This window comes from uncultured Porticoccus sp., assembly GCF_963975625.1.
In the GTDB taxonomy this organism is placed as follows: Bacteria; Pseudomonadota; Gammaproteobacteria; order Pseudomonadales; family Porticoccaceae; genus Porticoccus.
The window spans coordinates 84,309-108,773 of sequence record NZ_CAXBHS010000002.1 but is presented as its reverse complement, the minus strand read 5'-3'; the positions used below and the strand labels follow the sequence as shown (position 1 = coordinate 108,773).

Annotated in this window: 20 protein-coding genes; 12 read left to right on the top strand and 8 right to left on the bottom strand. The window is 53.2% G+C overall.

Going from position 1 to position 24,465, the window contains the following annotated elements; translation table 11 throughout:
* On the bottom strand, positions 1 to 525 hold the full coding sequence (locus tag AACZ64_RS03135; RefSeq protein WP_293615011.1) for an Rrf2 family transcriptional regulator: 525 nt from the start codon (positions 523 to 525) through the stop codon (positions 1 to 3).
* A gap of 452 nt (positions 526 to 977) precedes the next feature.
* On the opposite strand from AACZ64_RS03135, the gene AACZ64_RS03130 reads away from it, so the two are divergent.
* The 6 genes from AACZ64_RS03130 to AACZ64_RS03105 all read left to right on the top strand — a co-directional run bounded on the left by AACZ64_RS03130 (position 978) and on the right by AACZ64_RS03105 (position 9,305).
* Positions 978 to 2,225, top strand: a complete 1,248-nt coding sequence (locus tag AACZ64_RS03130) for an MgtC/SapB family protein (RefSeq protein WP_293615010.1) — start codon at positions 978 to 980, stop codon at positions 2,223 to 2,225.
* A gap of 259 nt (positions 2,226 to 2,484) precedes the next feature.
* A complete protein-coding gene (locus AACZ64_RS03125) occupies positions 2,485 to 3,981 on the top strand; it encodes a phospholipase D-like domain-containing protein (RefSeq protein ID WP_293615009.1) in 1,497 nt (498 codons plus the stop codon).
* Positions 3,982 to 4,202: 221 nt separating this feature from the next.
* The gene (gene doeB2, locus AACZ64_RS03120; protein WP_293615008.1) at positions 4,203 to 5,387 is read left to right on the top strand and encodes a N(2)-acetyl-L-2,4-diaminobutanoate deacetylase DoeB2; all 1,185 of its coding nucleotides are present in this window, start codon (positions 4,203 to 4,205) and stop codon (positions 5,385 to 5,387) included.
* 18 nt (positions 5,388 to 5,405) lie between these two features.
* Complete coding sequence (locus AACZ64_RS03115) at positions 5,406 to 6,683, top strand: aspartate aminotransferase family protein (RefSeq protein WP_293615007.1); 1,278 nt, start codon at positions 5,406 to 5,408, stop codon at positions 6,681 to 6,683.
* Entirely contained in the window at positions 6,680 to 7,936 is a 1,257-nt protein-coding gene (gene doeA / locus AACZ64_RS03110; protein WP_293615006.1) for an ectoine hydrolase, read from the top strand. The genes AACZ64_RS03115 and doeA overlap by 4 nt, the downstream gene beginning before the upstream one ends.
* Before the next feature lie 7 nt (positions 7,937 to 7,943).
* Positions 7,944 to 9,305: an NAD-dependent succinate-semialdehyde dehydrogenase gene (locus tag AACZ64_RS03105; protein ID WP_293615005.1), complete on the top strand. Its 1,362-nt coding sequence runs from the start codon at positions 7,944 to 7,946 to the stop codon at positions 9,303 to 9,305.
* A gap of 211 nt (positions 9,306 to 9,516) precedes the next feature.
* On the opposite strand, the gene AACZ64_RS03100 is transcribed toward AACZ64_RS03105, so the two are convergent.
* The 7 genes from AACZ64_RS03100 to guaB all read right to left on the bottom strand — a co-directional run bounded on the left by AACZ64_RS03100 (position 9,517) and on the right by guaB (position 16,758).
* Positions 9,517 to 10,386: a hypothetical protein gene (locus tag AACZ64_RS03100; protein WP_293615004.1), complete on the bottom strand. Its 870-nt coding sequence runs from the start codon at positions 10,384 to 10,386 to the stop codon at positions 9,517 to 9,519.
* Between the two features lie 402 nt (positions 10,387 to 10,788).
* On the bottom strand, positions 10,789 to 11,382 hold the full coding sequence (locus tag AACZ64_RS03095) for a 3'-5' exonuclease (protein ID WP_293615003.1): 594 nt from the start codon (positions 11,380 to 11,382) through the stop codon (positions 10,789 to 10,791).
* A gap of 5 nt (positions 11,383 to 11,387) precedes the next feature.
* Positions 11,388 to 12,092 (bottom strand): RES family NAD+ phosphorylase, encoded by a 705-nt coding sequence (locus tag AACZ64_RS03090; RefSeq protein WP_339639678.1) that lies wholly within the window; start codon positions 12,090 to 12,092, stop codon positions 11,388 to 11,390.
* On the bottom strand, positions 12,089 to 12,490 hold the full coding sequence (locus AACZ64_RS03085) for an MbcA/ParS/Xre antitoxin family protein (RefSeq protein ID WP_036860209.1): 402 nt from the start codon (positions 12,488 to 12,490) through the stop codon (positions 12,089 to 12,091). The genes AACZ64_RS03090 and AACZ64_RS03085 overlap by 4 nt, the downstream gene beginning before the upstream one ends.
* Positions 12,491 to 12,813: 323 nt before the next feature.
* Positions 12,814 to 13,449: a hypothetical protein gene (locus tag AACZ64_RS03080; RefSeq protein WP_339639677.1), complete on the bottom strand. Its 636-nt coding sequence runs from the start codon at positions 13,447 to 13,449 to the stop codon at positions 12,814 to 12,816.
* Positions 13,450 to 13,641: 192 nt separating this feature from the next.
* Positions 13,642 to 15,216: a glutamine-hydrolyzing GMP synthase gene (gene guaA / locus AACZ64_RS03075; protein WP_293614998.1), complete on the bottom strand. Its 1,575-nt coding sequence runs from the start codon at positions 15,214 to 15,216 to the stop codon at positions 13,642 to 13,644.
* 72 nt (positions 15,217 to 15,288) lie between these two features.
* The gene (gene guaB, locus AACZ64_RS03070) at positions 15,289 to 16,758 is read right to left on the bottom strand and encodes an IMP dehydrogenase (protein ID WP_293614997.1); all 1,470 of its coding nucleotides are present in this window, start codon (positions 16,756 to 16,758) and stop codon (positions 15,289 to 15,291) included.
* A gap of 215 nt (positions 16,759 to 16,973) precedes the next feature.
* Between guaB and xseA the strand changes: the two genes are divergently transcribed.
* From xseA to AACZ64_RS03040, 6 genes are all read left to right on the top strand, one after another.
* Entirely contained in the window at positions 16,974 to 18,317 is a 1,344-nt protein-coding gene (xseA, locus tag AACZ64_RS03065) for an exodeoxyribonuclease VII large subunit (protein WP_293614995.1), read from the top strand.
* Complete coding sequence (locus AACZ64_RS03060; protein WP_293614994.1) at positions 18,314 to 20,209, top strand: M3 family oligoendopeptidase; 1,896 nt, start codon at positions 18,314 to 18,316, stop codon at positions 20,207 to 20,209. Before xseA ends, AACZ64_RS03060 begins: the two co-directional genes overlap by 4 nt.
* Before the next feature lie 116 nt (positions 20,210 to 20,325).
* On the top strand, positions 20,326 to 20,655 hold the full coding sequence (locus AACZ64_RS03055) for a hypothetical protein (RefSeq protein WP_293614993.1): 330 nt from the start codon (positions 20,326 to 20,328) through the stop codon (positions 20,653 to 20,655).
* Positions 20,656 to 21,062: 407 nt separating this feature from the next.
* Complete coding sequence (locus AACZ64_RS03050) at positions 21,063 to 22,271, top strand: alginate export family protein (RefSeq protein ID WP_293614992.1); 1,209 nt, start codon at positions 21,063 to 21,065, stop codon at positions 22,269 to 22,271.
* Positions 22,272 to 22,384: 113 nt separating this feature from the next.
* On the top strand, positions 22,385 to 22,996 hold the full coding sequence (locus AACZ64_RS03045; RefSeq protein WP_293614991.1) for an ANTAR domain-containing protein: 612 nt from the start codon (positions 22,385 to 22,387) through the stop codon (positions 22,994 to 22,996).
* Between the two features lie 2 nt (positions 22,997 to 22,998).
* On the top strand, positions 22,999 to 24,222 hold the full coding sequence (locus AACZ64_RS03040; RefSeq protein WP_293614990.1) for a CmpA/NrtA family ABC transporter substrate-binding protein: 1,224 nt from the start codon (positions 22,999 to 23,001) through the stop codon (positions 24,220 to 24,222).
* Positions 24,223 to 24,465: the final 243 nt, after the last annotated feature.

Sequence of the window (24,465 nt, the reverse complement as noted above, 5' to 3'; positions counted from 1 at the left end):
TTAGTTACTCTCTGTCTGTTCTTTAAATACTGATACCGAACCCTGCAATTGCTCCACGGCCTCGATCCTTTCTTCCTGGCCGGAAGCCGACGGGCACCGGGAACCACTGCCGCCGGATTCAGCTTCACGAGCCATGACATCTGCCAGAGTAATGCCCTGAAGATAGTCTCGTATATGCTCGTTCAGTGCCTCCCACAGATGGTGCGTCAGGCAGATTGCTCCATGCTGGCAGTTGCCCTCCCCCTGGCAGCGGGTGGTGTCCATATTTTCGCTGACGGCGGCCGTGACCTGAGCCACGCTGATGTCTTCCGGCCGCCCACCGAGACGATATCCGCCCCGGGGCCCCCGAAAGCCGACCACCAGCCCTTTACTGCGCAGGCCAGCAAATAGTTGCTCCAGATACGAAAGGGAAATATCCTGCCGCTCGGCGATCGCAGCCAGGCTCACCGCACAACGGCTCGGCTCATGGTTAGCCAAATCCAGTAAAGCCCGGAGAGCGTAATGTGCCTTACTTGTTACCCGCAATGAAACCTCCTGGAACGTTTTGAATCCTAGGCCTGTACTGTCTCAAATCCCAGTAATTTAGTCAAGTATTAACAAAGGGTTTGCTAAGAGGTTAATGAGGGGATAATGGGGCATTCTCGTATTGCGCAGCTACCTGCTGTGTGGCCAAGTACACAGTTCAAAGGTCGCCTAACCACACAGAATCACGTAGCCGCAGTTCGCGTGCGGAATGACACCATCGGCACGCGGTATTGGAACACGTTATCGACCCACTTTCCGGGCCACTACGGGCCACTGAAAATACCACCGCCCCGGCTCATTCGATTAACTGGCAGTTTACCTTTAGGCCTTGGGCACCTACCCCAATACGCGTTTTTATCTGTTAGCACCTGACTGTCAGCCCCTGGTTCTCATAGAGATCTGCTACCCTGTAAGTCAGTCAATCGGGCTGAGGCAGCCCTGCAGGATACTTAATGGACACGCAACTCTTACCGTTACTGGTAGCGTTGGCCTTGGGAATGCTAATCGGACTTCAGCGTGGCTGGCACCAACGCGACACCCCGGCAGGCGGTCGCATTGCCGGAATCCGTACCTTCGGCCTGCTGGCACTGAGTGGTGCACTGGCAGGCGTGCTGACGACACCGCTCGGCCCCGGTATTGCCATCGCCATGGGTCTTGCGGTCACTTTACTGCTCGGGCTGGCCCACTGGCTCGATTCCAATAATGATCACGACTACGGCATAACGACCATAGTAGCTGGCGTCGTTACCTATCTCACAGGACTGCTCACCATGCTCGGCGACCTTAGTCTTGCGGTCGCCGTAGCTGTAATCACCACCATCGTACTGCACTTCAAACAAACCCTGCATCAGGCAATGGGGCACCTGAGTGACAGTGAAATGCGCGGTATTCTACAGCTGGCTCTGATTTCAGTCGTGTTATTGCCAGTATTGCCCAACCAGAGCTACGGCCCCTGGGATGCGCTTAACCCCTACGAGATCTGGTTGATGGTGGTGCTGATCGCCGGCATCAGCCTGGCGGCCTACTTTGCCATGCGTCTGACCGGTCCCAAGAAGGGAGTATTGATCACCAGTGTACTCGGCGGCCTGGCATCCAGTACTGCATTGACCCTGAGTCTGGCACGCATGAACGCCCGTGTTCCGATGCCGCGCCTGTTGTCCTGCGGCATTCTGCTGGCCTCGGCGATCATGTACCCGCGAATTTTGCTGGAAGTCGCTGTAATCAACCCTGAACTCCTGCCAACGCTGCTCCCCCCCATGCTGGCCATGACACTGGGTTGTGTGCTCGGTGCTTTCTTGCTGTGGCGCAAACGTGAATCCAGTACGGCAATAAATACCGAGAAGCTGGCTACACAACCTTTCCAGATCATTCCTGCGCTAAAATTCGGCATCCTGCTGGCCGGAATTCTGCTCATCGCACACGGTATTGAAGAACACATGGGAGAACAGGGTCTTTGGCTGGTATCGATTGTGGCCGGCCTGACCGATGTGGATGCGATCACCCTGACTCTGGCGCGCATGGCACAAGACAGCATCGGCACCGATACCGCCGTAACCGGTATCACGCTGGCCGCGATCACCAACACACTGGTCAAAGGTGGCTTGGCCCTGTTTGCAGGACATGCCTCTCTTTGCCGCCCTCTCTGGCCCGGTTTATTGCTCGCCGTTGCGCTGGCACTACTAACCCTATGGATACTCTGATTCCACAATACCTGAATTCGAAATCATGGAAGCTGGCTGCCAAGAAGACTTACTGAACCCGAACACACCATCGTCGTGGTACTGAAGAAGCGGCGGGACAACGGCGTGGACTGGATGCTATCCAGTTTGCCCTGACCATCGACGATTCGGGCGCTTGGCAACGCTCATCATTGCCCGAACCCTCAAGGCTAACGTAATATCAAACCGCCACCCCGACCATGGGGGCCCCATTCCGACAGCCGCCATACCTGAGCCACAAATGCCTAAAGACATACTGAACAAGGCACTACCAGCCAAATCGATAGCTTTTATGCAATTGCTTCAATTACACCCGGTGGCCTGGCTGATTGGCATTTTGCTGATCGTCTACTCAGGCACGTTCGTCTGGCATGTTTACAAGCCGTTGCCATACGGCCTGGATACAGGCTATCCGCAACGCGCGGCAAATGATGTCGATTTTCTGGTCGACAGCACCTGGCTCGACGCCGATGGTCAGCAGCATCAGCGAAGCGAGATCTTCGATACATTGTTAGCCTTGATCGATAACGCCGAGCAGTTGATTGTGCTGGAGATGTTTTTAATCAACGATTTCGCCGGCCGCACTGACGACGGATATCGCGCACTATCCGGCCAGGTGTTCGAGCGATTGCTAGCCCGACGGCAGGCCCGCCCCGATATGCAGATTATACTGATTATCGACCCCTTCAACCGGCTCTACGGCGGCGTCGAATCCGACCGTCTTGATGCGCTGAAGGCTGCGGGAATCGACGTTATCGAAACCGATCTGACTGTATTGCGCGACTCCAATCCACTGTGGTCAGCGGTCTGGCGAATGTGCTGCCAGTGGTTCGGCAACTCTCCCGGTGGCTGGCTGCCCAACCCGGTCGGCGAAAACCCGGTTAGCCTGAGGACCTGGCTAACCCTGCCCAATTTCAAAGCCAACCATCGCAAGGCACTGGTCGTCGATCAGGCCGGGCAGCTTCGAGGCTGGGTGTCGTCGGGTAACGCCCATGATGCCAGCAGTCGACACAGCAACGTAGCACTGACTTTTTCGGGGGCAGCTGCGGCTGACCTGCTGGCGAGCATGCATGCCACAGCCATGCTGTCCGGTCAGGTTCCGAACTGGCCAAACCAATGGACACCTCCCCTGAAACCCACCACCTCCGGAGCGACGATACAGGTCCTGACGGAGGCGGCTATTCGCGAGGCGGCGCTAAAACAGATCGGGCGGGCCGCAAGCGGTGACCGCTTGGACGTGGCCATGTTCTACCTGGCCCATCGCGAATTGATCGAGGCCCTGATTCGGGCTCACCAGCGCGGCGTACAGTTGCGCATTCTGCTCGATCCCAATGAGGATGCCTTCGGGCGCAAGAAGAATGGGGTGCCCAATCGCCAGGTTGCCAGCGAACTGCATGCGGCCGGCGTTCCATTGCGCTGGTGCAACACAAGTGGCGAGCAATGCCACTTTAAATACATGCTGCACCGGGGTAGTGACGACCAGCCGGTCTGGCTAATGCTGGGTTCCGCCAATTTCACCCGGCGTAATCTTGACAACTATAACCTCGAAACCCAGGTCGCCCTGCAGACCGATTCCGAGCATCCCGCTGCACAACGCGCTCTGGCCTTTTTCGATCAGCAGTGGAACAACACCGGAGAGCGACTTCACAGTCTGCCGTATGAAGCGTACGCTGATGAATCCGCCCTGCACTACTGGCGTTATCGCCTGATGGAAGCGAGCGGACTGTCAACGTTCTGAGAGCTATTCAGCTGCCCTCACTAAAGCCACAGCTTCCATCTTCTTCATTAAATTCAATCCACTATCGCGAGCAATCATTATTGCAAAAAACGGCTTTTTCAAATCAATCAATCAACATGGCTGAAAAGCTGATGATTTTTCTTGCATTGCGCCGATTTTTTTTACAGTGTGAAGTGGCTTTATCACCAAATCGTGATTTGCGAGTTACATTAGGGGGGGGCATGTCAGATAGCTGGCAGGAAACCATCACCAACGCAAAAATGTTGCGACGAGATTTACACGCGCATCCTGAGTTGGGCTGGCAGGAATACCGTACCGCTGATCGCATTCGTGAGGCGCTCAGCAGTTTGAATATTGCCTGGCGTGCTTGTGCCGGCACCGGCACCGTGGCCTGGCTCAACCCGACAGGCAAAGGCCCGCATATTGCGCTGCGCGGTGATATTGATGCGCTGCCTCTCACTGAAAACAGCCAAAAGAACTGGACTTCCCAACAGCCCGGCTGCATGCACGCCTGTGGGCACGATGGCCACACGGCAACGCTTATGGCCACCGCCCACTGGCTGAAAATGCAGGAATCTTTATTACCAGGTCCGGTGACCTTGATTTTTCAGCCTGCCGAGGAAGGCGGTCATGGTGCACGGGAAATGATCCATGATGGCGCGTTAGACGGTATTGATGTGATTTATGGATGGCACAACTGGCCGGCGATCCCATTTGGTAAATTGGTCTGCCCAGATGGCATTGTCATGTCTGGTAATGGCACATTTGAACTGATTGTTAACGGCTTGGGTGGTCATGCCAGTCAGCCTGAGTTATGCCGGGATCCGGTGCTGGCTGCCAGTGCCATCACTTTAAACTTGCAGCAGATCATCAGCCGGCGTCTGCCACCGCAACAGGCTGCAGTATTAAGTGTTACATCTATTGAGGCACCCAGCGCGCCGACCGTTATACCGCAACAGGCCAAAATTGCTGGCAGCATCCGCGTTCCCGATAAAGCCACGCGCGAAACACTCAACCGCCTTATCACTGAAATCAGTCAACAGACTGCGATCAGCTATGGCGTGCATTGCGAGGTCAATATTTATCCGCGCTACGAAGCGACCACCAATCATGCCCTGCCGGCTTTACAGATGCGTGAACAGTGGCAGACATTATTCGGGGGTGATGCCCTGCACACCGATATTCGCCTGCCAATTATGGCTTCCGAAGATTTCAGTTATTACCTGCAGGAAATCCCCGGCGCTTTTGCGCTGATTGGCAGCGATGATGGTCCTGAACACCAGGCACCGTGCCACAGTCCATACTATGATTTTAACGACCGGTTGATTCCTTTGGTCACGGCCCTGTTTGCACGCCTTTGTGGCGCACCTGTTCCGGAGGATCTGTCCAACGTCGGCAAGGCGTAAATACGTAAGGAGAATTAGATGAGCATATTTGAACAAAGAGAATCGGCAATTCGGGCTTATTGCCGGGTGTATCCGGTAGTCTTTGATAAGGCGTTGAATGCCCGGCAAACTGATGAAAATGGCCGGGAATATATCGACTTTTTTGCCGGTGCCGGGGTGCTGAATTTTGGCCACAATAATCCGCGAATGACCGAAGCGGTGATTGCCTATATTCAATCGAACGGTGTCACCCACAGCCTCGATATGCACACCACTGCCAAGCGGCAATTTATGGAACATTTCACCAAGACCATTCTTGAGCCACGTAAAATGCCGCACAAAATGCAATTTATGGGTCCGACCGGCACCAATGCCGTTGAAGCCGCCATGAAAATGGCCCGTCGGGCAACCGGCCGGCAGGATATTGTTGCTTTCAGCCACGGTTTTCATGGCATGACCCTGGGAGCGCTGAGTGCCACCGCTAACCAGCATTTCCGTAACGCGGCCGGTGTGCCACTGACCCATGTTCAACATTTCCCATTTGGTTGCGAAACCGTCTGTCCCGGCTGTGAACTGGGTTGTGGCATGCAGAGCATCGAACAACTGCGCGCCATTTACGCCGATAGCTCCAGTGGTATTGCACCGCCAGCAGGTTTTTTACTGGAAACCATTCAGGCCGAAGGTGGCGTCAAGGTCGCCGATAAAGGCTGGTTACAGGCCTTGGCCAAACTAGCCAAAGACGTCGGCGCCCTGCTGATTATCGATGATATTCAGGTCGGCGTCGGTCGCACCGGTTCGTTTTTTAGTTTCGATGATCTGGATCTGGACCCCGATATTATCTGCCTTGCCAAAGGTATCGGCGGCTTGGGCACGCCAATGGCCATGAATCTGGTCAAACCCGAACATGACCAACATTGGTTGCCGGGCGAACATACCGGCACCTTTCGTGGTCAGGATATTTCCTTTATCGCCGGCGATCAGGCACTGACGTATTTTGACGACGATGAACTGATGCAAACCGTTAAAGCCCATGGCGCCATGATGGCAGATAGCCTGCAGCCATTGGTGGATCGGCATCCGCTGGTGAACCTGACTGGCAAAGGCATGATCCTGGGCCTCGACGTCGGTAATGGTGATCGCGCCAAGCAAATTGTCAGTCAATGTTTTGAATCCGGTCTGATGATTGCCAGTTGCGGCACTGGCGGCCGGGTAGTGAAATTGATCCCGCCATTGACCACGCCCAAAGCTGATTTGGAAGAAGGTCTGAAAATCCTCATTAAAGCCACCGATAACGTCATGATGCAGGAGCCGGCATGAGAAAACGCGATGATATGACCTTTCCTTTTGAGGAATATGAGCGACGATTGCGCGAATTGCGTGAGCGGATAGCCGAGCGCCACATGGACGCGGTGGTAATTTCCGATCCAGAAAACATTATGTATCTGACGGATTATCAGACGACGGGTTATTCCTTCTTTCAGGCCCTGGTCGTGCCACTCGAAGATGAGCCGTTTATGATCACCCGGAAACTGGAAGAGTCGAACATCACGGCCCGCACCTGGGTGGAAATCACCCGTCCGTATCCGGATACCGGTGATGCGATTCAAATGCTGGTTGATGCCTTGCGTGAATTTGGTCTTGATAAAAAACGTATCGGCTATGAGCGCAACAGCTACTTCTTCCCGGCGTATCATCAGGATTGCATTCACAACACACTGACCGATGGTAAATTGCTGGATTGTTTTGGCATTGTTGAAGAGGGACGGGTCTGCAAGTCGCCGGTAGAGATTGCTGTAATGCAAAATGCCACAAGAGCTACCGAAGCGGGAATGCAGGCGGGTATCGATGCGACGGAAGCTGGTGTCACTGAAAATGAAATTGGCGCGGCGATAAGTTCTGCCATGTTTAAAGCGGGCGGAGAACCACCGGCCGTGATGCCTTATGTGACATCCGGACCGCGCACCATGATTGGTCATGCCACATGGGAAGGTCGCGTGGTGCAACCCGGCGAACATGTGTTTCTCGAAGTCGCTGGCTGTTACCGGCGTTATCACACAGCGATGATGCGCACCGTTGTGCTGGGAAAACTCAGTGCCTCAATGTACAAGGCCCAGGAGATCATGAAAATGGCACTGGATGTCGTACACAATAAATTTCAGCCGGGAATGACGGTGTCGGATGCCGACAATATGATCCGCAATATCATTACTAAAAATGATGTGGGTGCCCGGCTGGTAACCCGCTCCGGTTATTCGATTGGTATCGCCTTCCCACCCAGTTGGGATGAGGGTTATATCGTCAGTCTTAAGCAAGGTGAATCCGCAGTATTAAAACCCGGTATGACTTTCCATATCATTCCCTGGATGTGGGGTGTCGACGGCGATAAAACCTGCGGTATTTCTGACACCATCTATATTACCGAGGATGGCTGTGAGTCTTTCTTCACAATGGATCGGGATTTTAGCGTCAAACCGACAAACAGCAGTAAAAAATTGCTGAGTCTGGATAGCGCGCGTCATAACGAGGGCAGCACAGACGTTAAAAAAACCACCGCCAAACACCCATCCTGAGGACATTATGCTAGTAGCAACCAATCCCTATAACGGACAACAGCTCGAAGGTTTTCCCTCGCTTGATAAAAATCAAATGTACGCCCGCATTGGCGATGCAAGCGCCGCCTTTACGGGTTGGCGCGCCACAAACTTTGCCGAGCGTGCCAAAGTGCTGCAAGCCGTCGCCAAACAGTTGCGCGCCGAAAAACATGACATTGCCAAATTAATGGCACTGGAAATGGGAAAACCCATCAAAGAAGGTGTGCCGGAGGTCGAAAAAGCCGCGACCTGCGCCGAGTATTACGCTGACCATGCCGAGGCCTATCTGGCCGACGAGACCCTGCCATCCGATGCCAGCCTGAGTTATGTGACCTATCAGCCGCTCGGTACCCTGCTGGGTATTTTGCCGTGGAATGCGCCGTTATGGCTGGCCTTTCGCTATTTGGCGCCGGCACTGATGGCGGGCAATACCTGCGTGATGAAACATGACCCGCATGTACCGCAGTCTGCCCAGGCGATTGCCAACGCGTTTTTAAAGGCCGGTGCGCCGGATAATATTATGGTCAACCTGCCACTGGAAACACCGGAGGTAGAACTGGCGATTCGCGATCCACGCATAGCGGCAGTGTCGTTTACCGGCTCCAACAGCGCAGGCAAAAAAGTTGCGGCCATAGCCGGCAGTGAAGTTAAGCCCTGTGTATTGGAACTCGGCGGTTCGGATCCAGTACTGGTATTAAACGATGCCAATCTCGAACAAGCGGCGGATATTATCTGCCTGTCGCGGATCATTAATGCCGGCCAGTCCTGCATTGCCGCCAAACGGGTAATCGTTGAGGCGGATGTCCATGATCGTTTTATCGAGCTGGTCGAACAGCGACTTGGCAAGTTACGGCTTGGTGATCCTTTGCAGGCCGACACGGATATCGGTCCAATTGCCCGTGAGGACTTACAGTTGAATCTGCACCGTCAGGTCGAAGAGACGATCGCCGCCGGTGCCAAATGTCGGTTGGGTGGTCACTTGCCGGAAGAGGCCGGGTTTTTCTATCCGGTGACATTACTGACTGGTGTGACACCCACCATGTGCGCCTTTCAGGAGGAAACTTTTGGACCCGTGATGGTGATCATCAAAGCAGATGATGTCGATCATGCGCTTGAAATGGCCAATGACACTGAATATGGCCTGGGTGCCGGGATCTGGACAGAAAACGCCTCGCTGGCAAAATCACTGGCTTTACAAATCGACTCCGGCCAGGTGGCCATTAATGGCATTGTTAAAACCGATCCACGGCTACCCAGTGGCGGGATTAAAGGTTCCGGTTATGGCCGTGAGCTGGGGCCGCAAGGGATTAAAGAATTTGTTAATGCCAAGCAGATATGGATTAAGTGATTAGTCCAAAACCGGCGGTGAATACCAAGTGGTGCTGCTAAACGATCTGGCAGAGAGGCTGTGCTCGCGGGCGCTGGCAATGACCAGCGTGCCCCCTCGCCTTTGTGGAATCACCTCCTAAAGAAACCCAGGCGCAGCGTCCATGGCTTGCAGGATATCCGGAAAAAAGCAACGCAAGCCCAGCAGTCCCGATCTAGTTGGAATATTCCAGCTAAAGTTTTGGTGCTTCCGTGCCGGTTTTGGATTTTTCTGCAACCTGTTGTTGCACCCAGGCCTGTGCTTCAAATTCAGATTTGGCCTGCGCCCAAACATCAAAAATGGTGCCGCTTGCATTGGTAACGGGTTCGCCACGCAAGGTATATTCGAACAGCCCAGCGCATTGGGCGGCGTAATCTGGTGTCACGTCCACGGTGGCCATCTTCCTACCCTCTTTGACAAAACGATCCAGCACACTATTGCCTATTGAAGCACCGAGCACACAGCTCGTATCTCCGGTTTCTGCCAACTTCCATTTCAGCGTGCGTTCGGCTCTCGAGTCGGTTCTGCCATTATTAATATCTGCGACTGGTTGGCCGTATTTATCAATCAGTGCCTTCGCATAATCGGCCTGAGTTAAGGGTTCTGTGGTTTGGCGGTGGCCCCGAGTGATGGAAACTACACGTGGTTCGCTGGGAGGGTAAGAGTAACCGACTGACAGGCCGACGCTGCCCCCCGGCATCTGACCATGTGTGGCGACCAGAAAGCTGTCAGTTTTGTAGCGTTTGCCCAGCGCGTTGTATTCAAAATAACGGCTGGTGTCCTGGACACGTATGCTTGCATCGTAGTCTTTCATTACAGCATTGACTTCTTCAGGTGTCATGCCCAAATACAGGCCGGCGATATCGGGTCCGATACGGCTGCCAATGGTCCTTTTAGCCGGTTGCGTAGCAGAAGGCTGGGTGGTTTGAGACGCTGATTTTTCTATAGCAGTGTCGTTAGGGCTGGCGTGTTCTGTACTACTTGCTGCTGAGTCCTCACTGCCACCACAACTGCTCACTACCATACTTAACGCTAGAATCTTAAAAAGGGGTAACCTGCTCATCGGATTTATCCTCAAAGATACGACGAATAGTTTTCAATGAATCGGGGATAAAGCTAAGGTACAAGCATGAAATGATGGCTTGGGTCTTGGAAGGCAGTTCTTTTCATTCCGCTATGACCTTTGGCAAAACTTTACCCCCATATAATCATCAGAACAACAATATTTTGATTAGGGGCAAGCCTAGCCATTTCACCCAATTTTCATTGTAATTGAATGATTGTCACTCATTTAATCCAGACAATATCCTGGAAAATACCATGCAAAATATTACTTACCGCTAGCTGTGAATACCAGCCAGTACTTGTTTGATTATTTCAATTTGAGCGCAACAACTTCTCGCCAGTTCTAGCACAGATTTGGGCACCAGAGAAAAATACCGGTCCGGTGGAACAGGTTGACACTTCAGATTGAAGTGGTTCCGGATCGTCGCATTGTTTCCACCACTCGAGCCGTCTGCTGGCTATCTATCTCTGCTCCATGTATTCCACTGCTCTTTTCTCTGAGATTTTCAGCGCTCAGAACTTTCGTCAGCGTATCTAACGATGGGCCTCTCTGACTGCACGGTAGATTCATCGCCTGCGCCCAGGGAATGGCTGCTTTTTGGCTGCAAAATACACCTTGAATTGGCGGCATTGGCAAACCGTATCGGGCAACGTGATCCAGCAGGATCGGCCAGTCGAAACTGGCGTTGTGGATGACTATCAGTTGTTCTATTAGGTATTCCGCGATCTGGTCCCACTGGGCACCGAAGGATTCGAATTCAGCGGCCTGTTCGTTAGTAATGCCGTGTATCGACTGTGCTTCTTCTGAAATGTTTTTTTGTGGCCGTGTTTTAAACTCGATGGATTCCGCTATCTCTCGATTTCTTACCACGGTGAGGCCAAGTGTCACGATATCCGGCGGGCCGTTTTCATCCGGGAACCCGGTGGTTTCGGTATCGAGGACGATGTAATCGTCCGGGAGTTGGGTGAAGATCCACAGCAGCTCTTTATACATTGCCATCACCTCCTGCCACGGCCGCCACTATTGCCATCGAGGGATTCAACGTCAACGATCGTCCCCTGGTCATAGTGGTAGCGCAGATAGCGCCAGTGGATCGCATCGGACAACACTCGGGCACGCATCACGCCGTAGCACTCCCCTTTCGTTCTCACGCTTTGGTAGTGAACACCAAAGCTTTTGGCATCGCGTAACGCGTAACCGAGTTGCTGAGCTTCGCCATACTGGTCGGAATCGTAGATCCCGTCTCCGACCAGATGACGTACATCGTGAAGGGTGGTCGGCCCCAACTGTGCGCGAATCACGCGCATCTCCTGGGTGGTCTTGTCGATTCGGGATTCACGCAGAAAGCGCGCCCGATGGAAGGCCGATTCGGCAATGGCAACTGCCTCATCGGCGGCGCAATAATAGATGCCAAAATCCCGGTTGAAGCGCCCACCGCGGCCATCGACCGGTGTGTGGGTGAAGGCCGCCATGATCCAGGAGGCACCGTCGCCATAGACCCTGTCTTCTGATGGCACCAGGCGAATATCGCCGACTTCATCGCGCAGTCGGGGGTTGGTCAGGGACTCCACGGCATAGAGCACCTCCCAATCCTGTGGATTGGAGACACGCTCGAACAGGTGGATCTGCGGATAGCGCGCCAGTATGACTCGATAGACCGGTTCATTGACCTCGCTACTGGGTAGCGTATTAATAGCAATCACCAGCCACCCCGCTCCGCATCAAGGAAATTCCTCACCACCGCCAGGTCGACCACATGGCCAGCCAGCAACCGGTCCAGCGGTGCGGTGCCATTGAACAGCGGATTGTCGTTAGGTGTGTCCAACCATTTGTCGGCCAGCGACTGATCGGGCAACAGGATTTGCAGGGACTTGTAGATCCCCAGAATGTAACTGGTCCGCTCCAACAGGTCTCGCGTCAGCTTTGCCTTCTCGGGTTGGCTCTTCCAGTTATAGAGGGTCTTCTCGTTGCTGAGCCCCAGCAGTGTCATCTGCTGGGCACCAGTGAGGCGCCATTGGCTGAAGATATTGAAAATCGCCGGCAGCAGTGAACGGGTGACACTGGAACCCCGTTGCAGTAGTTGTTCGGCCTGAGCGCTCATGATTTCCTCCTAAGCAGCATTAAGACTGTATTTTTACAGTGCTTAAATGCAGCCTAGCAGACTGTAATAGTACAGTCAATTGACTCAGAAACACTTTTTTAAAATCAATATGAGAGTGCTGGTAACGGGAAGGTAAATATTACTTACCTGTGCATGTCAGCTTATTGCGAGGTCAAGAAAAGAAAAGCCCAGCTAGGTTGGTTCTGGCACCAAGCCAGTTCTCTGCACCCTGCTCACACAGAACATCCGCATAGGCAACTGTAAACGGGCTTAACAGTAAGAACGTGCATGAAAACATTTGAGATAATGCATCAAAATAATCTTTATTTATTGAGCGTTATCGTCTCGATAATTTTATGATTTGTCGGGGCTTCCGGCTTTCCTCTCACAGCACTGAACATGACGTTGAACTTATACGAGCAATCTTTATCGCGTGGTTCGCCGTATATGACATGAATGGTAAGTGCGCTGCCGTATTTACAACCAACTCTGAGGCCCTCTGGGGTGGAGCCTTTGCAGTATTCATTGATGCGGGATTCGATCGTGTCCTTATATGTCCAACCTTCCCAGCTTCTGTTTTCATCATGTGCCCGGAGCGTCGAAGGGCCGTCAGTATAATATTCATACGCGAAGCTTCTTGGCTTTCCCGTATTATCAAATGTCAGTCTCGCCAGTTTATCACCGACCTTATGCAGAGAACCTTGATCGTTCGTGGCATAAGTCATCATTTGTTCTTTTCTGGCGGCACAAGGCATCTTTGATCTTTGTTTGCAGGTAATGTCGTGCAGTCCCAATTGCTGCAACTTATTTGTAATGTCGCCAACGCTTTGATCAAGTGAAATCCCTTCGATCTTTTTATAACATTGCGGGTTTTCTGCAAACGCACTGAACGAAAATGTTGTCATCAACAAAACGGCAATTGTAAATGCTGCAAGATGTTGGGGAAAAAATTTTGACACGTCGGACTCCTCTATTAAATTTCAACTATAGCTGAATCAAACCCGGTAGGCGCACCAAATAACGCGAAGTGGCCTTTCAAACGGCCAGCCGCCAATGGCAACATGTTCGCATCCTTGTAAGGTCATCCTGAGTCTCCACTTAGTCGGCGGCGACCTGACCAAAGCTGGCGGTCATCGCTTTGCACTGCGGGTCTACTCCCATTCAATAGTCGCCGGAGGCTTGCTAGAAACATCATAAACAACCCTGGATACTCCACTGATTTCATTGATAATTCTATTGGATACCTGTTCCAGAAGCTGATAGGGTAAATGTGCCCATCGGGCTGTCATGAAGTCGATGGTTTCCACCGCACGCAGGGCAATCACCCATTCATAGCGACGTTGATCGCCCACCACACCCACGGACTTGACCGGCAAAAACACGGCGAACGCCTGGCTGGTTTTGTGGTACCAGTCGGCTTTGTGGAGTTCTTCGATAAAAATGGCATCGGCTTCGCGAAGAATGTCGGCATATTCTTTTTTTACTTCCCCGAGAATTCTCACACCCAACCCCGGTCCCGGGAATGGGTGCCGATACACCATGTCGTAGGGCAGCCCCAGTTCCAGACCGATTTTGCGGACTTCGTCCTTGAACAGTTCCCGCAGGGGTTCTACCAGCGCCATTTTCATGGTCTCGGGCAGGCCGCCGACATTGTGGTGGGATTTGATCACATGGGCTTTGCCGGTCTTGGCTGCCGCCGATTCAATGACATCGGGGTAGATAGTGCCCTGGGCCAGCCAGTTGACGTCTTTGAGGGTGGTGGCCTCCACATCGAAGACATCGATGAACGTGTTGCCAATGATTTTGCGCTTTTTCTCCGGGTCAGCTTCCCCCGCCAGTTTGCTCAGGAACTGCTCTTCAGCGTCCACACGGATGACTTTCACTCCCATGTTTTTGGCAAACATGTCCATGACCTGGTCGCCTTCGTGCTTGCGCAGCAGCCCGTTATCGACAAAAACACAGGTAAGCTGGTCGCCGATGGCCTTGTGCAGCAGCGCTGCGACTACAGATGAATCGACGCCTCCTGAAAGCCCCAGCAACACCTTGTCACTGCCGACCTGGGAACGCACCCTGGCAATGCTGTCTTCAATAATCTGGGCGGGTGTCCAGAGTGCCTCGCAGCCACATATATCAAGCACGAAGTGCTCAAACATCCGCATGCCCTGCAGGGTGTGGGTCACTTCCGGGTGAAACTGGACACCATAAAAGTCTTTTTGGGGACAATACATGCCCGCAATGGCGCAGGAACCCGTCGATGCCATAAGCTCGAAACCCGCCGGCAAGTTAACCACTTTATCGCCATGGCTCATCCAGACATCAAGCAGTGTACCTCCGTCATGATCCACATGGTCAGCCACACCCTGGAACAGGCGGCTGTTGCCATGGGTCTTGATCTGGGCATAGCCAAATTCCTGAATCGAAGAGCCTTTCACGGCGCCACCGAGCTGGGCGGCCATGGTCTGCATGCCATAACAGATACCCAGAACCGGGATGCCCAGCTCAAAAACCAGCTGGGGAGCCCGCGGCGATTCCCCGGCAGTAACCGACTCCGGCCCTCCCGCCAGAATGATACCTTTGGGGTCGAAGGCAATGATCTCGGCTTCATCCATATCCCAGGCGCGGATTTCCGAGTAGACCCCGACTTCGCGTACACGGCGGGCAATCAACTGCGTATATTGGGAGCCGAAATCCAGTATCAGGATTTTGTGAGAATGAATATCTGTCATAGTCAGTTACCAATCTAAAAGGGCTGCTCGAGGCAGCCCTGTCGGGTCATTTTAGTCAACCGGGGATCCCATCTATTCACGCCGGTAATTTGGCGCTTCCTTGGTGATGGAGACATCGTGCACGTGACTTTCACTCATCCCCGCAGAAGTCACCCTGACGAAACTGGGTTTGCTGCGCAGGGTTTCAATATCCACACTGCCGGTGTAACCCATGGCTGAACGCACGCCACCCATCAACTGATGAATGATCGCCGATAACGGACCTTTGTAGGGAACGCGGCCTTCAATACCCTCAGGCACCAGTTTTTCAGTACCCTGGCTCGCATCCTGAAAATAACGGTCGCTGGAACCGCTGGTCTGGGACATTGCCCCCATGGATCCCATGCCGCGATAGGATTTATAGGTTCGCCCCTGATACAGCTCTATCTCACCGGGCGCTTCTTCCGTGCCGGCAAACATCGAGCCCATCATGACCGCATGGGCACCGGCGACCAGCGCTTTGGCGATATCGCCTGAAAAACGGATACCCCCGTCGGCTATAACGGGTATCTGATAACTTGCCAACGCTTCAACCACATTCGCAACGGCAGAAATTTGTGGCACACCGATACCGGTTACAATGCGCGTGGTGCAAATCGACCCGGGGCCAATACCCACCTTGATACCGTCCGCACCGGCTTTGGCCAGCGCCAAAGCGGCCTCGGCCGTGGCAATATTGCCGCCGATCACATCGACCTCAGGGTGCTGGGCCTTGATCTGACGTACCCGGTTGATCACATTGCGAGAGTGACCGTGGGCAGTATCCACTACCAGCACATCCACCCCCTCCCGAACCAGGGCGATAATACGTTCATCGGTATCAGCACTGGTGCCCACGGAGGCCCCTACCCGCAATCTGCCCTGATCATCCTTACAGGCATTGGGGTATTTTTCAGCTTTATCGATGTCCTTGACGGTAATCAGTCCACGTAGCTCGAAATCGGCGTTTACGACCAGTACTTTTTCAATACGGTGCCTGTGCAGCAGCGCTTTGATCTCGTCTGCATTGGCCCCTTCCCGCACGGTTACCAGTCTATCCTTGGGCGTCATGATCGCCGATACCGGCAAATCCAGACTGGGTTCAAAACGAACATCGCGGCGGGTGACAATACCCACCAGCTCCCCGTTATCCAACACGGGCACACCGGAGATATTGTGTTCACGGGTCAGGGACAGCAAGGCACTGACGGGGGCAGAAGCATCTATGGTTATCGGATCTTTGACCACACCGCTTTCGAACTTCTTGACGGCGCGCACTTCCAGGGCCTGTTTTTCAATGGACATGCTTTTGTGAATAATACCGATACCACCTTCCTGGGCGAGCGCGATGGCGAGTCGCGCCTCGGTAACGGTATCCATCGCGGCAGAGACGAGCGGGATATTCAGTCCAATGTTCCGCGTCAGGCGGCTTTTAAGAGAAACATCTTTTGCGGTAATGTCGGAGTAACCGGGTACCAGCAATACGTCATCGAAGGTGAGAGCTTCTTCTGCGATTCGCAACATCAGGATGGCTTACCTCGTCAGGGGAATGGATTTCAGCGCTTGTGCCTCAGACAGTGGATCGTTACCGTGCCATAGCTCAAGGATAAAAGTAAGCGCGCTATTATAAAGGCATGGTCGGCTAAAAAATACTTTTTTCAATAGCTCTGGCGACCATCGGTTATAGCCGGGGACTATTATTTAAATTGACTCGATTCGCCGGTGATGGACAATGCGCTATGCCTGACATACCAATCACTTTAACTGTTACCCAACTGAACCGTCGCGCCAGACAGTTGCTTGAAACCCACTTTCCTCTGGTCTGGGTTGAGGGTGAAATATCCAACTTCTCCCGCCCCGGCTCCGGACACTGGTATTTCACGCTCAAGGACGAACAGGCCCAGGTCCGCTGTGCGATGTTTGCCAATCGAAATGCTCATGTCCGTTTCCGGCCAGACCACGGCAACCATGTGCTGGCCCGTTGCAGGGTCAGCCTGTATGAAGGCCGCGGTGACTATCAGTTGATTGTTGAACACCTCGAAGAAGCCGGTTTCGGGGCATTGCAGCGTCAATTTGATGCACTGAAACAGCGCCTGCATGCCGAAGGGCTCTTTAACGACCGACACAAACAGCCACTGCCGACTCAGCCGCAGCGGCTGGGTATCATCACATCCCCTACCGGCGCGGCCCTGAAGGACATTCTCTCGGTGCTGAAACGCCGCTTTCCGGCCATCGCAGTGAGAGTTTACCCTGCGCTGGTTCAGGGAAAAGCCGCTGCCGCACAGATCGCAGCGGCCATTGAGCTGGCCAATGACGATAATTATTGTGATGTACTGATTGTCGGCCGTGGCGGCGGTTCCATCGAGGATCTCTGGCCTTTTAACGAAGAGGTTGTCGCCAGAGCAATTTACCGCAGCCGAATTCCGATTGTGAGTGCGGTGGGCCATGAGATTGATTTCACGATTAGTGACTTCGTTGCTGACTACCGCGCACCAACCCCATCCGCTGCAGCCGAAGTATTGAGTCCCGACGGCAACAAACTGCTCAACCAGTTGCGCGGTTATGAAAAGTTACTTTGCGAAACCATTTCGCGGCGACTGCAATCTACTTCGCAACGCCTGGACAGCCTGACTCGTCAATTGCGGGATCCCGGAGAGCGCCTCAATCAGCAGGAGCAACAACTGCAGGGCCTGCAAGCGCGACTGGTCCGAACCACCTGGGGACAACATCAACAGCTGGATACGCACTTACAGCATTTGCGTGCGCGTCTGGAACAAGCAGGTCCCGGTAATCGAATCGACTATTTGAGCGACAGCCTGAATTTGCTGACTCGCCGGCTGGAACGCGCCTTCGGCACCCTGCTCGAGCAAAAGAAAATCCGGTGGTACAACGCGTCACAACTGCTCAATGCCGTGAGCCCGCTGAAAACGCTGGAACGCGGGTATGCTATTGTTACAGACCAGCAGCACAACATATTGCGGGGCGTAGCAACCGTACAAATCGGCGATAGCATTACCACACGGCTGGCGAACGGTTCCCTAGAATGCAAAGTCGATAAAATTTTTCCGGATTCACAATCATGAAACGATACCTCGGTCTTTGTCTGCTCGCGATGACAATGCAGACACCGGCTGAACCAATCACTGATCCTTTACCGGCACCCAAGCCGGAAGAGCCTGCTTCCGTCTGGGATCTCTCCGACCTGTATCCGGATGTCGCCAGCTGGGATGACGCACGGGATAATGCCACCGCACAAATCAGTGCCATTGGTGAATGCGAAGGTGTTCTCGATGACAGCGCGAACGTGTTGGCAGACTGCCTGAACCGGGTTAGCGACACCTACAAAGCCGTGCTCAGGCTTTACGTTTATGCCTTTCTGAATAAAGACACCAACCAGAGCAGCATCCAGTATCGGGAACGGGCGTCAGTTGCCCAGGAATTGCTTGTCGAGTTCACAGCAGCCACACGTTTTGTAAAGCAGGAACTCAGTCAGATCAGAGAAGCAACTCTTAACCGCTACCTCGATGAAAGCACACGACTTCAAGAGCACGATTTTTTTATCCGCAATATCCTGCGTCAATCTGAACATATTCTCAGTGAAGAGGGTGAGCACGTTCTCAGAGCGGCCTCAGAGGCACTGCAATCTACCTCAAGTACCTACAGCGTGCTGGTCAACAACGACATTCCCTGGCCGGAAATCACCCTATCGGATGACACAAAAGTCACTCTCGACCCGATGGCCTATGAAGTCCACCGGGCATCGGCAAACCGCAACGACAGAAAACAGGTATTTGAGCTTTTCTGGGGAACCTACCAGCATTTTCGTCAGACCCTTGCCCTCACTCTGGAGGGACAGGTAAAAAAAGAGGCGATGATAGCCCGGGTGCGCGGTTTCGATTCATCCCTGGATCGCGCCCTGTCCCAGGACAACATTCCTGAAGCGGTTTACCGGACACTGTTGTCTGCCGCCAATGAGCACCTCACATCCCTGCACCGCCTGCTCGGACTGCGGCAACGAATGCTCGGCCTCGGGGAATCCCGTTACTACGACCTCTACACACCCGCGGTCACCCTGCCCCGAGAATTTACACTGGAGCAGGCCGCCACCCTGACACAGGCCGCACTCACGCCTCTCGGCAGCGACTATGTCGAACAACTCAACGAGGCCCTCAAACAACGCTGGCTGCACGCCTATCCGGCGCCAGACAAGCGCAAGGGTGCCTACGTGATGGGAGCCGCCTATGACGTCCACCCTTTCCTGATGTTGAATTTTGAGGGCACCTTTGATTCTGTCAGCACCTTTGCTCACGAGTGGGGGCACGCCATGCACTCCCTGATGGCCAACAGTCACCAACCCTTCAGCAAGTCGGCCTATTCCAGTTTTATTTCGGAAATCCCCGCGACGGTTAATGAACTACTGCTTTTTGATTATCTGCGCGACAACGCATCAAGTGACGATGAAAAACTGTTTTACCTGTTTCGCGAACTGAATCTTCTGCGAAGTGCTTTTTTTCGACAGGCCCAGTTCGCTGAATTCGAACTGGCTATCCATGAGCAGGTTGAGAGCGGCGGCAATCTGTCAGGCGATAAATTGAATACGCTGTATGGGACTATCCAGAAACGTCATGCCGGCCACAACATGGGGATCATGCAAGTTGATGAACCCTATACCGTGGAATGGGCCTCCGTTTCACATTTCTACCGCAACTTCTCTGTCTATCAGTATGCAACGTCCATGGTTGCCGCCTACAACCTGGTAGGTCGCATTGCAACCGGTGGCGAAGAAGCACGGCAACAGTACCTGGACATTCTTCAGGCGGGTGGGTCTGACTACCCTTACCGGCTACTCAGAAACTCGGGGGTGGATCTGGCTGATCCAGCCGCGTATCACCCCATGATTCAACGAATGACCCGGTTGATGGACGAGGTCGAGCATATTCTCGACCGGCAGGGTGCAAAGAATACCTCCCGGTGAGCATCCTGTTGTACCGGTGAAGCGCTTTCTTCAAAGCTTTCACGTCGTGCAGTCAACCGAATCCCCATTCTGGCGTTTAAAGCAGCACGTCTTTAAATAACCAATGAGGAAATACCATGCGACTACTCCTGTTACTGGCGGGCATTGCTCTTGCCACATCCAGCTTCGCCGAGCCAACCACAAAGCCCGACAACTCCGGTGATAGAAAAAGTTATACCGGTTCCATGTTTCAAAATATGGATACTGACCAGGACGGCAATATATCAAAGGCCGAGTATGAAGCGGGCCTCCGGAAAAAAATGGAAGAACGCATGGCCCACTTCAACGCGATGGACGCGGATGGCGACGGCCTGGTGAGCAAAGCCGAAGCCATGGAAGCCAAGGCGCGAATGAAAGCGAAATGGAAGGAAAAACGTCGCCTGCATTGCAATAAAGCCGATAAATAGCATTTCCGGTACCCGACAACCCCGGCTATCTGATAACCGGGGTTGTTTTATAGTCCATCATTATTAACTCGGCCACACCTTATCCATGGCAAGCATGGAGACATGTTTCATCCCGCCAAATCATCCGCTGTTGCTATCAGACAAGTGCCAATGAACAGAGTCCTTTTTTTGCCCCAAATTACTCCGCACCCGCATCTTTATCGCACCAAATTTAAACAAAAATTCCCCGTCGGATGCCCTACAGGCCAACCATAACCACTAAAAAAGCCACTATTCGATATATGGCACGGGTTATGCTTATAACTGTTTGACACAACATCCTACTGGGTAATGAAGCCCGTGCGCACCATCCTGCGTACGGGCTTTTTTATTTTTGTTTTGGGGAAAACAAACTCGAGGAATTTCACATGAAACCGAGATCTATTCGACTTTCTGTTTTTGCATTGCTGTTTGGCCTACACCCTTTACTGATGGCGAGCGCTGAAGAAGCCACCAGTTTTTCAGAAATATTCACCGAGAGTGATACCAGTTTTACTTTCCGGTATCGATTTGAGCATGTAGATGATGAAAATGCCGAGAAAAATGCCAATGCATCCACACTAAAGTCCCGCATAACCTGGACTTCGGCCAGCTATCATGGCTTTTCCGGCCTGCTGGAAGTCGATGACGTAAGCCATATTGGCGGCGAGAACTACGCGACACCCTCCAACGGGAAAGTCGGTGAATATCCCATTGTTGCCGATCCGGATGGCACCGATATCAATCAGGTCTATCTCAAGTATCAACAAGATGGCTTTACCGGTACAGCCGGTCGCCAGCGCATTCTCCATTCCGGCCAGCGGTTTGTCGGCGGTGTCGGCTGGCGCCAGAACGAACAGACCTATGACTCTGTACGGGTGCAATTGCCCATCGGGCCAGTCACATTGGATTACAGCTATATCTGGGACGTAAACCGAATTTTTGGGCCCGATACCGGTGGCGCACAACCGCGTCGCTACGACTCTGACTCTCATGCGCTCTACCTGTCATTTTCGCCAATGGAAGGTTATAAGCTGGCCGCCTTTGCCTATCTGCTGGATTTTGACAATGCAGCGGCCAATTCATCGCAGACCTATGGTATTGAGTACAGTGGTGCCGTTGGTCCCGTCACCCTGGCAGCCAGTGCCGCCAGCCAGACCGACTATGCCGATGGGCCAATTGATTACGACGCCGACTATTACATGGCTGAAGTCGGTACAAAGATCAAAGGCATTGGCCTGGGCATCGGCTATGAATTACTGGGCAGTGATGACGGGATGAAAGCCTTCGGCACGCCCCTCGCCACCCTGCACAAGTTTCAGGGCTGGGCGGATCAGTTTCTGGTCACACCTGCCGATGGTATCGAGGATATTTACTTCAAGATGACCGGCAGCGTTGGCAAAACCAATCTGGCGTTTTTCTACCACGATTATTCCGCGGATGAGGGCAGCGCCGACTATGGCGAGGAATATAATGCCGTGGCAAGCTACCCGATCAACAAATATGTCGGCGTTGAGCTGAAGTACGCCAAATATGATGCCGATGAGTTTTCTCAGGACACCGACAAAATCTGGTTTTCAGTCAATGTGAAGTTCTGATCCCGGAACATCACCGTGGCATCTCTCTCAGTGGCGGGCTATGATTCTCCTGCCACTGATTTTTTTGCCTTTTTAAATTTATCCTCCCAACGAATTACTTCAAATAGAGCACCATGACACCACCTTCAGCCAGGGACCCCATTCGCATCATGCTGGTCGATGACCATGTCGAACGATCTGCCAGCGTCGAAGAAAAACTCCGGGATTCCGGTTTTGAAGTCATTTCGCGGTTGCCATCGGCAACCGGTCTACTGTTCCAGATTGAACAGCATCAACCAGACCTGGTATTAATCGACATTCAGTCGCCCGGTCGTGATGTGCTGGAGAGTCTCTCGGTGGTCAACCACCACAATCCGAGACCGGTAGTCATGTTTTCCCATGAAGAAGATCCCGCTTTTATCGAACAGGCCGTGGACGCCGGAGTGACTGCCTACCTGATGGATGAGCTGAACCCGGACCGGGTCAAACCGGTTATTGATCTGGCCATTGCCCAGTTCAAGTCCTACCAGTCCCTGCGCAAGGCCCTGGATGACGCACGCACCAAGCTTGCCAGTCAGTCTGTGATAGAAGAGGCAAAACAACTGCTGATGGCTCAACGTGGCATCAGCGAAGACAAGGCACACAAAACCTTGCGGACACTCTCGATGGACACCAACCAGAGTTTGCCCGAGGCGGCTCGGTCAGTGATTAATATTCTGGGAAAGCCCAGTAACAACGCGAGATAATCATGCAGACGACGACCCATAAATTACCGGCCGGCGAACGGCAGAACCTTAATATCGGCTATATGCGGCTGAGTGACAGCGCGCCGTTGATCATCGCCCAGGAACTGGGGCTTTTTGCCAAATACGGCCTGGATGTAACACTTTGCAGAGAAGTCTCATGGGCCAATATCCGCGATAAACTGATTGCCGGGAATTTTGATGCCTGTCAGATGCTGGCACCCATGCCGCTGGTGACAACACTGGGGGCTGCGGGGATACGCGCACCGATTGTCACCGGATTGGTGCTATCGCTCAACGGTAACGGGATTACCCTGTCCCGCCCCCTCTGGGAACAAATGGTCAATCAGTCAGACATTCCCCTGCAGCCTAACCAACCCCTGGCAAGTGCCAGGGCGCTCAAAAAAGTATTGGATAAACAGCCCAGCAACCAGACAATTACCCTCGCTACTGTTCACTCTTTCTCCACGCACACACAATTGCTTCGGATGTGTCTCGAGGCAGGGGGTATTGATCCGGATCGCGATGTCAGGGTGATCGTGCTGCCACCGGAACAGATGGTGGATAGCCTGGCTCAGGGCGTAATTGACGGTTTCTGTGCCGGGGAACCCTGGAACAGTATCGCGGTGGAATATGGTGTCGGCGTACTGGCTACCACAGGGTTCCACGTCTGGAACAATGCACCGGAAAAAGTATTGGGTGTCATGGAGGAATGGCATACCCGCAATCCCGCCACTCACCTCCGGTTGCGGTTGGCATTGATGGAGGCCTGTCAGTGGCTGGCCGACATGGGCAACCGTGAAGCGACTGTGCAAATGTTGACTCGCCCGGACTACCTGGATTTACCCACCAACTATTTGCGGCCATCACTGACCGGCAACCTGGTCTACGACCGCGGATGTGCAGCTGAACACCACCCGAATTTCCACGTTTTTGCCAGTTACAGTGCCGGCTTTCCATGGCGATCCCAGGCGGAATTTCTTCTGCATCACTGTGAACCGCTGCTGGGCAAGGTTTTCGATCGCGACAAAATAGTGTCTATCACGCAACAGTGTTTCCGGACAGATTTATACCGCGAAGCTGCCCGGTTGCTGGGTTACCCCACACCGGATCAGGACCACAAGAGTGAAGGGACCCATGCTGAGCCCTATTGGTTTAACGATCAGATTGAATTGGGTAGCGACCTGATGGTATCGCCCCAAATGCTGCAAGAAAATCGCGACGACTAGCCCTCCCCGCAACAACCAGGCCCAAGGTCACCTCTTGGTGCAGCCTGACTGAAAAGCGCCCCATAATTGTGCCGGCCAGCCCGGTTACTCCCTCACCTCTCATCTCAACACCTTGTTTTTGCCGACTTTCTTATTTGGCATACATTTTGTATATCTATAGATAAGACACCAATAACGCACCGACTAATACCTGTCCAATGGTATTAAGGGCAATGAAGCCCCCCTGCACATAAAACCGGCAGG

Coding starts and splice junctions, on each gene's coding strand:
- AACZ64_RS03130 (WP_293615010.1), top strand. CDS start 978: ATGGACACGCAACTCTTACCGTTACTGGTAGCGTTGGCCTTGGGAATG.
- AACZ64_RS03125 (WP_293615009.1), top strand. CDS start 2,485: ATGCCTAAAGACATACTGAACAAGGCACTACCAGCCAAATCGATAGCT.
- doeB2 (WP_293615008.1), top strand. CDS start 4,203: ATGTCAGATAGCTGGCAGGAAACCATCACCAACGCAAAAATGTTGCGA.
- AACZ64_RS03115 (WP_293615007.1), top strand. CDS start 5,406: ATGAGCATATTTGAACAAAGAGAATCGGCAATTCGGGCTTATTGCCGG.
- doeA (WP_293615006.1), top strand. CDS start 6,680: ATGAGAAAACGCGATGATATGACCTTTCCTTTTGAGGAATATGAGCGA.
- AACZ64_RS03105 (WP_293615005.1), top strand. CDS start 7,944: ATGCTAGTAGCAACCAATCCCTATAACGGACAACAGCTCGAAGGTTTT.
- AACZ64_RS03100 (WP_293615004.1), bottom strand. CDS start 10,386: ATGAGCAGGTTACCCCTTTTTAAGATTCTAGCGTTAAGTATGGTAGTG.
- AACZ64_RS03095 (WP_293615003.1), bottom strand. CDS start 11,382: ATGTATAAAGAGCTGCTGTGGATCTTCACCCAACTCCCGGACGATTAC.
- AACZ64_RS03085 (WP_036860209.1), bottom strand. CDS start 12,490: ATGAGCGCTCAGGCCGAACAACTACTGCAACGGGGTTCCAGTGTCACC.
- guaA (WP_293614998.1), bottom strand. CDS start 15,216: ATGACAGATATTCATTCTCACAAAATCCTGATACTGGATTTCGGCTCC.
- guaB (WP_293614997.1), bottom strand. CDS start 16,758: ATGTTGCGAATCGCAGAAGAAGCTCTCACCTTCGATGACGTATTGCTG.
- xseA (WP_293614995.1), top strand. CDS start 16,974: ATGCCTGACATACCAATCACTTTAACTGTTACCCAACTGAACCGTCGC.
- AACZ64_RS03060 (WP_293614994.1), top strand. CDS start 18,314: ATGAAACGATACCTCGGTCTTTGTCTGCTCGCGATGACAATGCAGACA.
- AACZ64_RS03055 (WP_293614993.1), top strand. CDS start 20,326: ATGCGACTACTCCTGTTACTGGCGGGCATTGCTCTTGCCACATCCAGC.
- AACZ64_RS03050 (WP_293614992.1), top strand. CDS start 21,063: ATGAAACCGAGATCTATTCGACTTTCTGTTTTTGCATTGCTGTTTGGC.
- AACZ64_RS03045 (WP_293614991.1), top strand. CDS start 22,385: ATGACACCACCTTCAGCCAGGGACCCCATTCGCATCATGCTGGTCGAT.
- AACZ64_RS03040 (WP_293614990.1), top strand. CDS start 22,999: ATGCAGACGACGACCCATAAATTACCGGCCGGCGAACGGCAGAACCTT.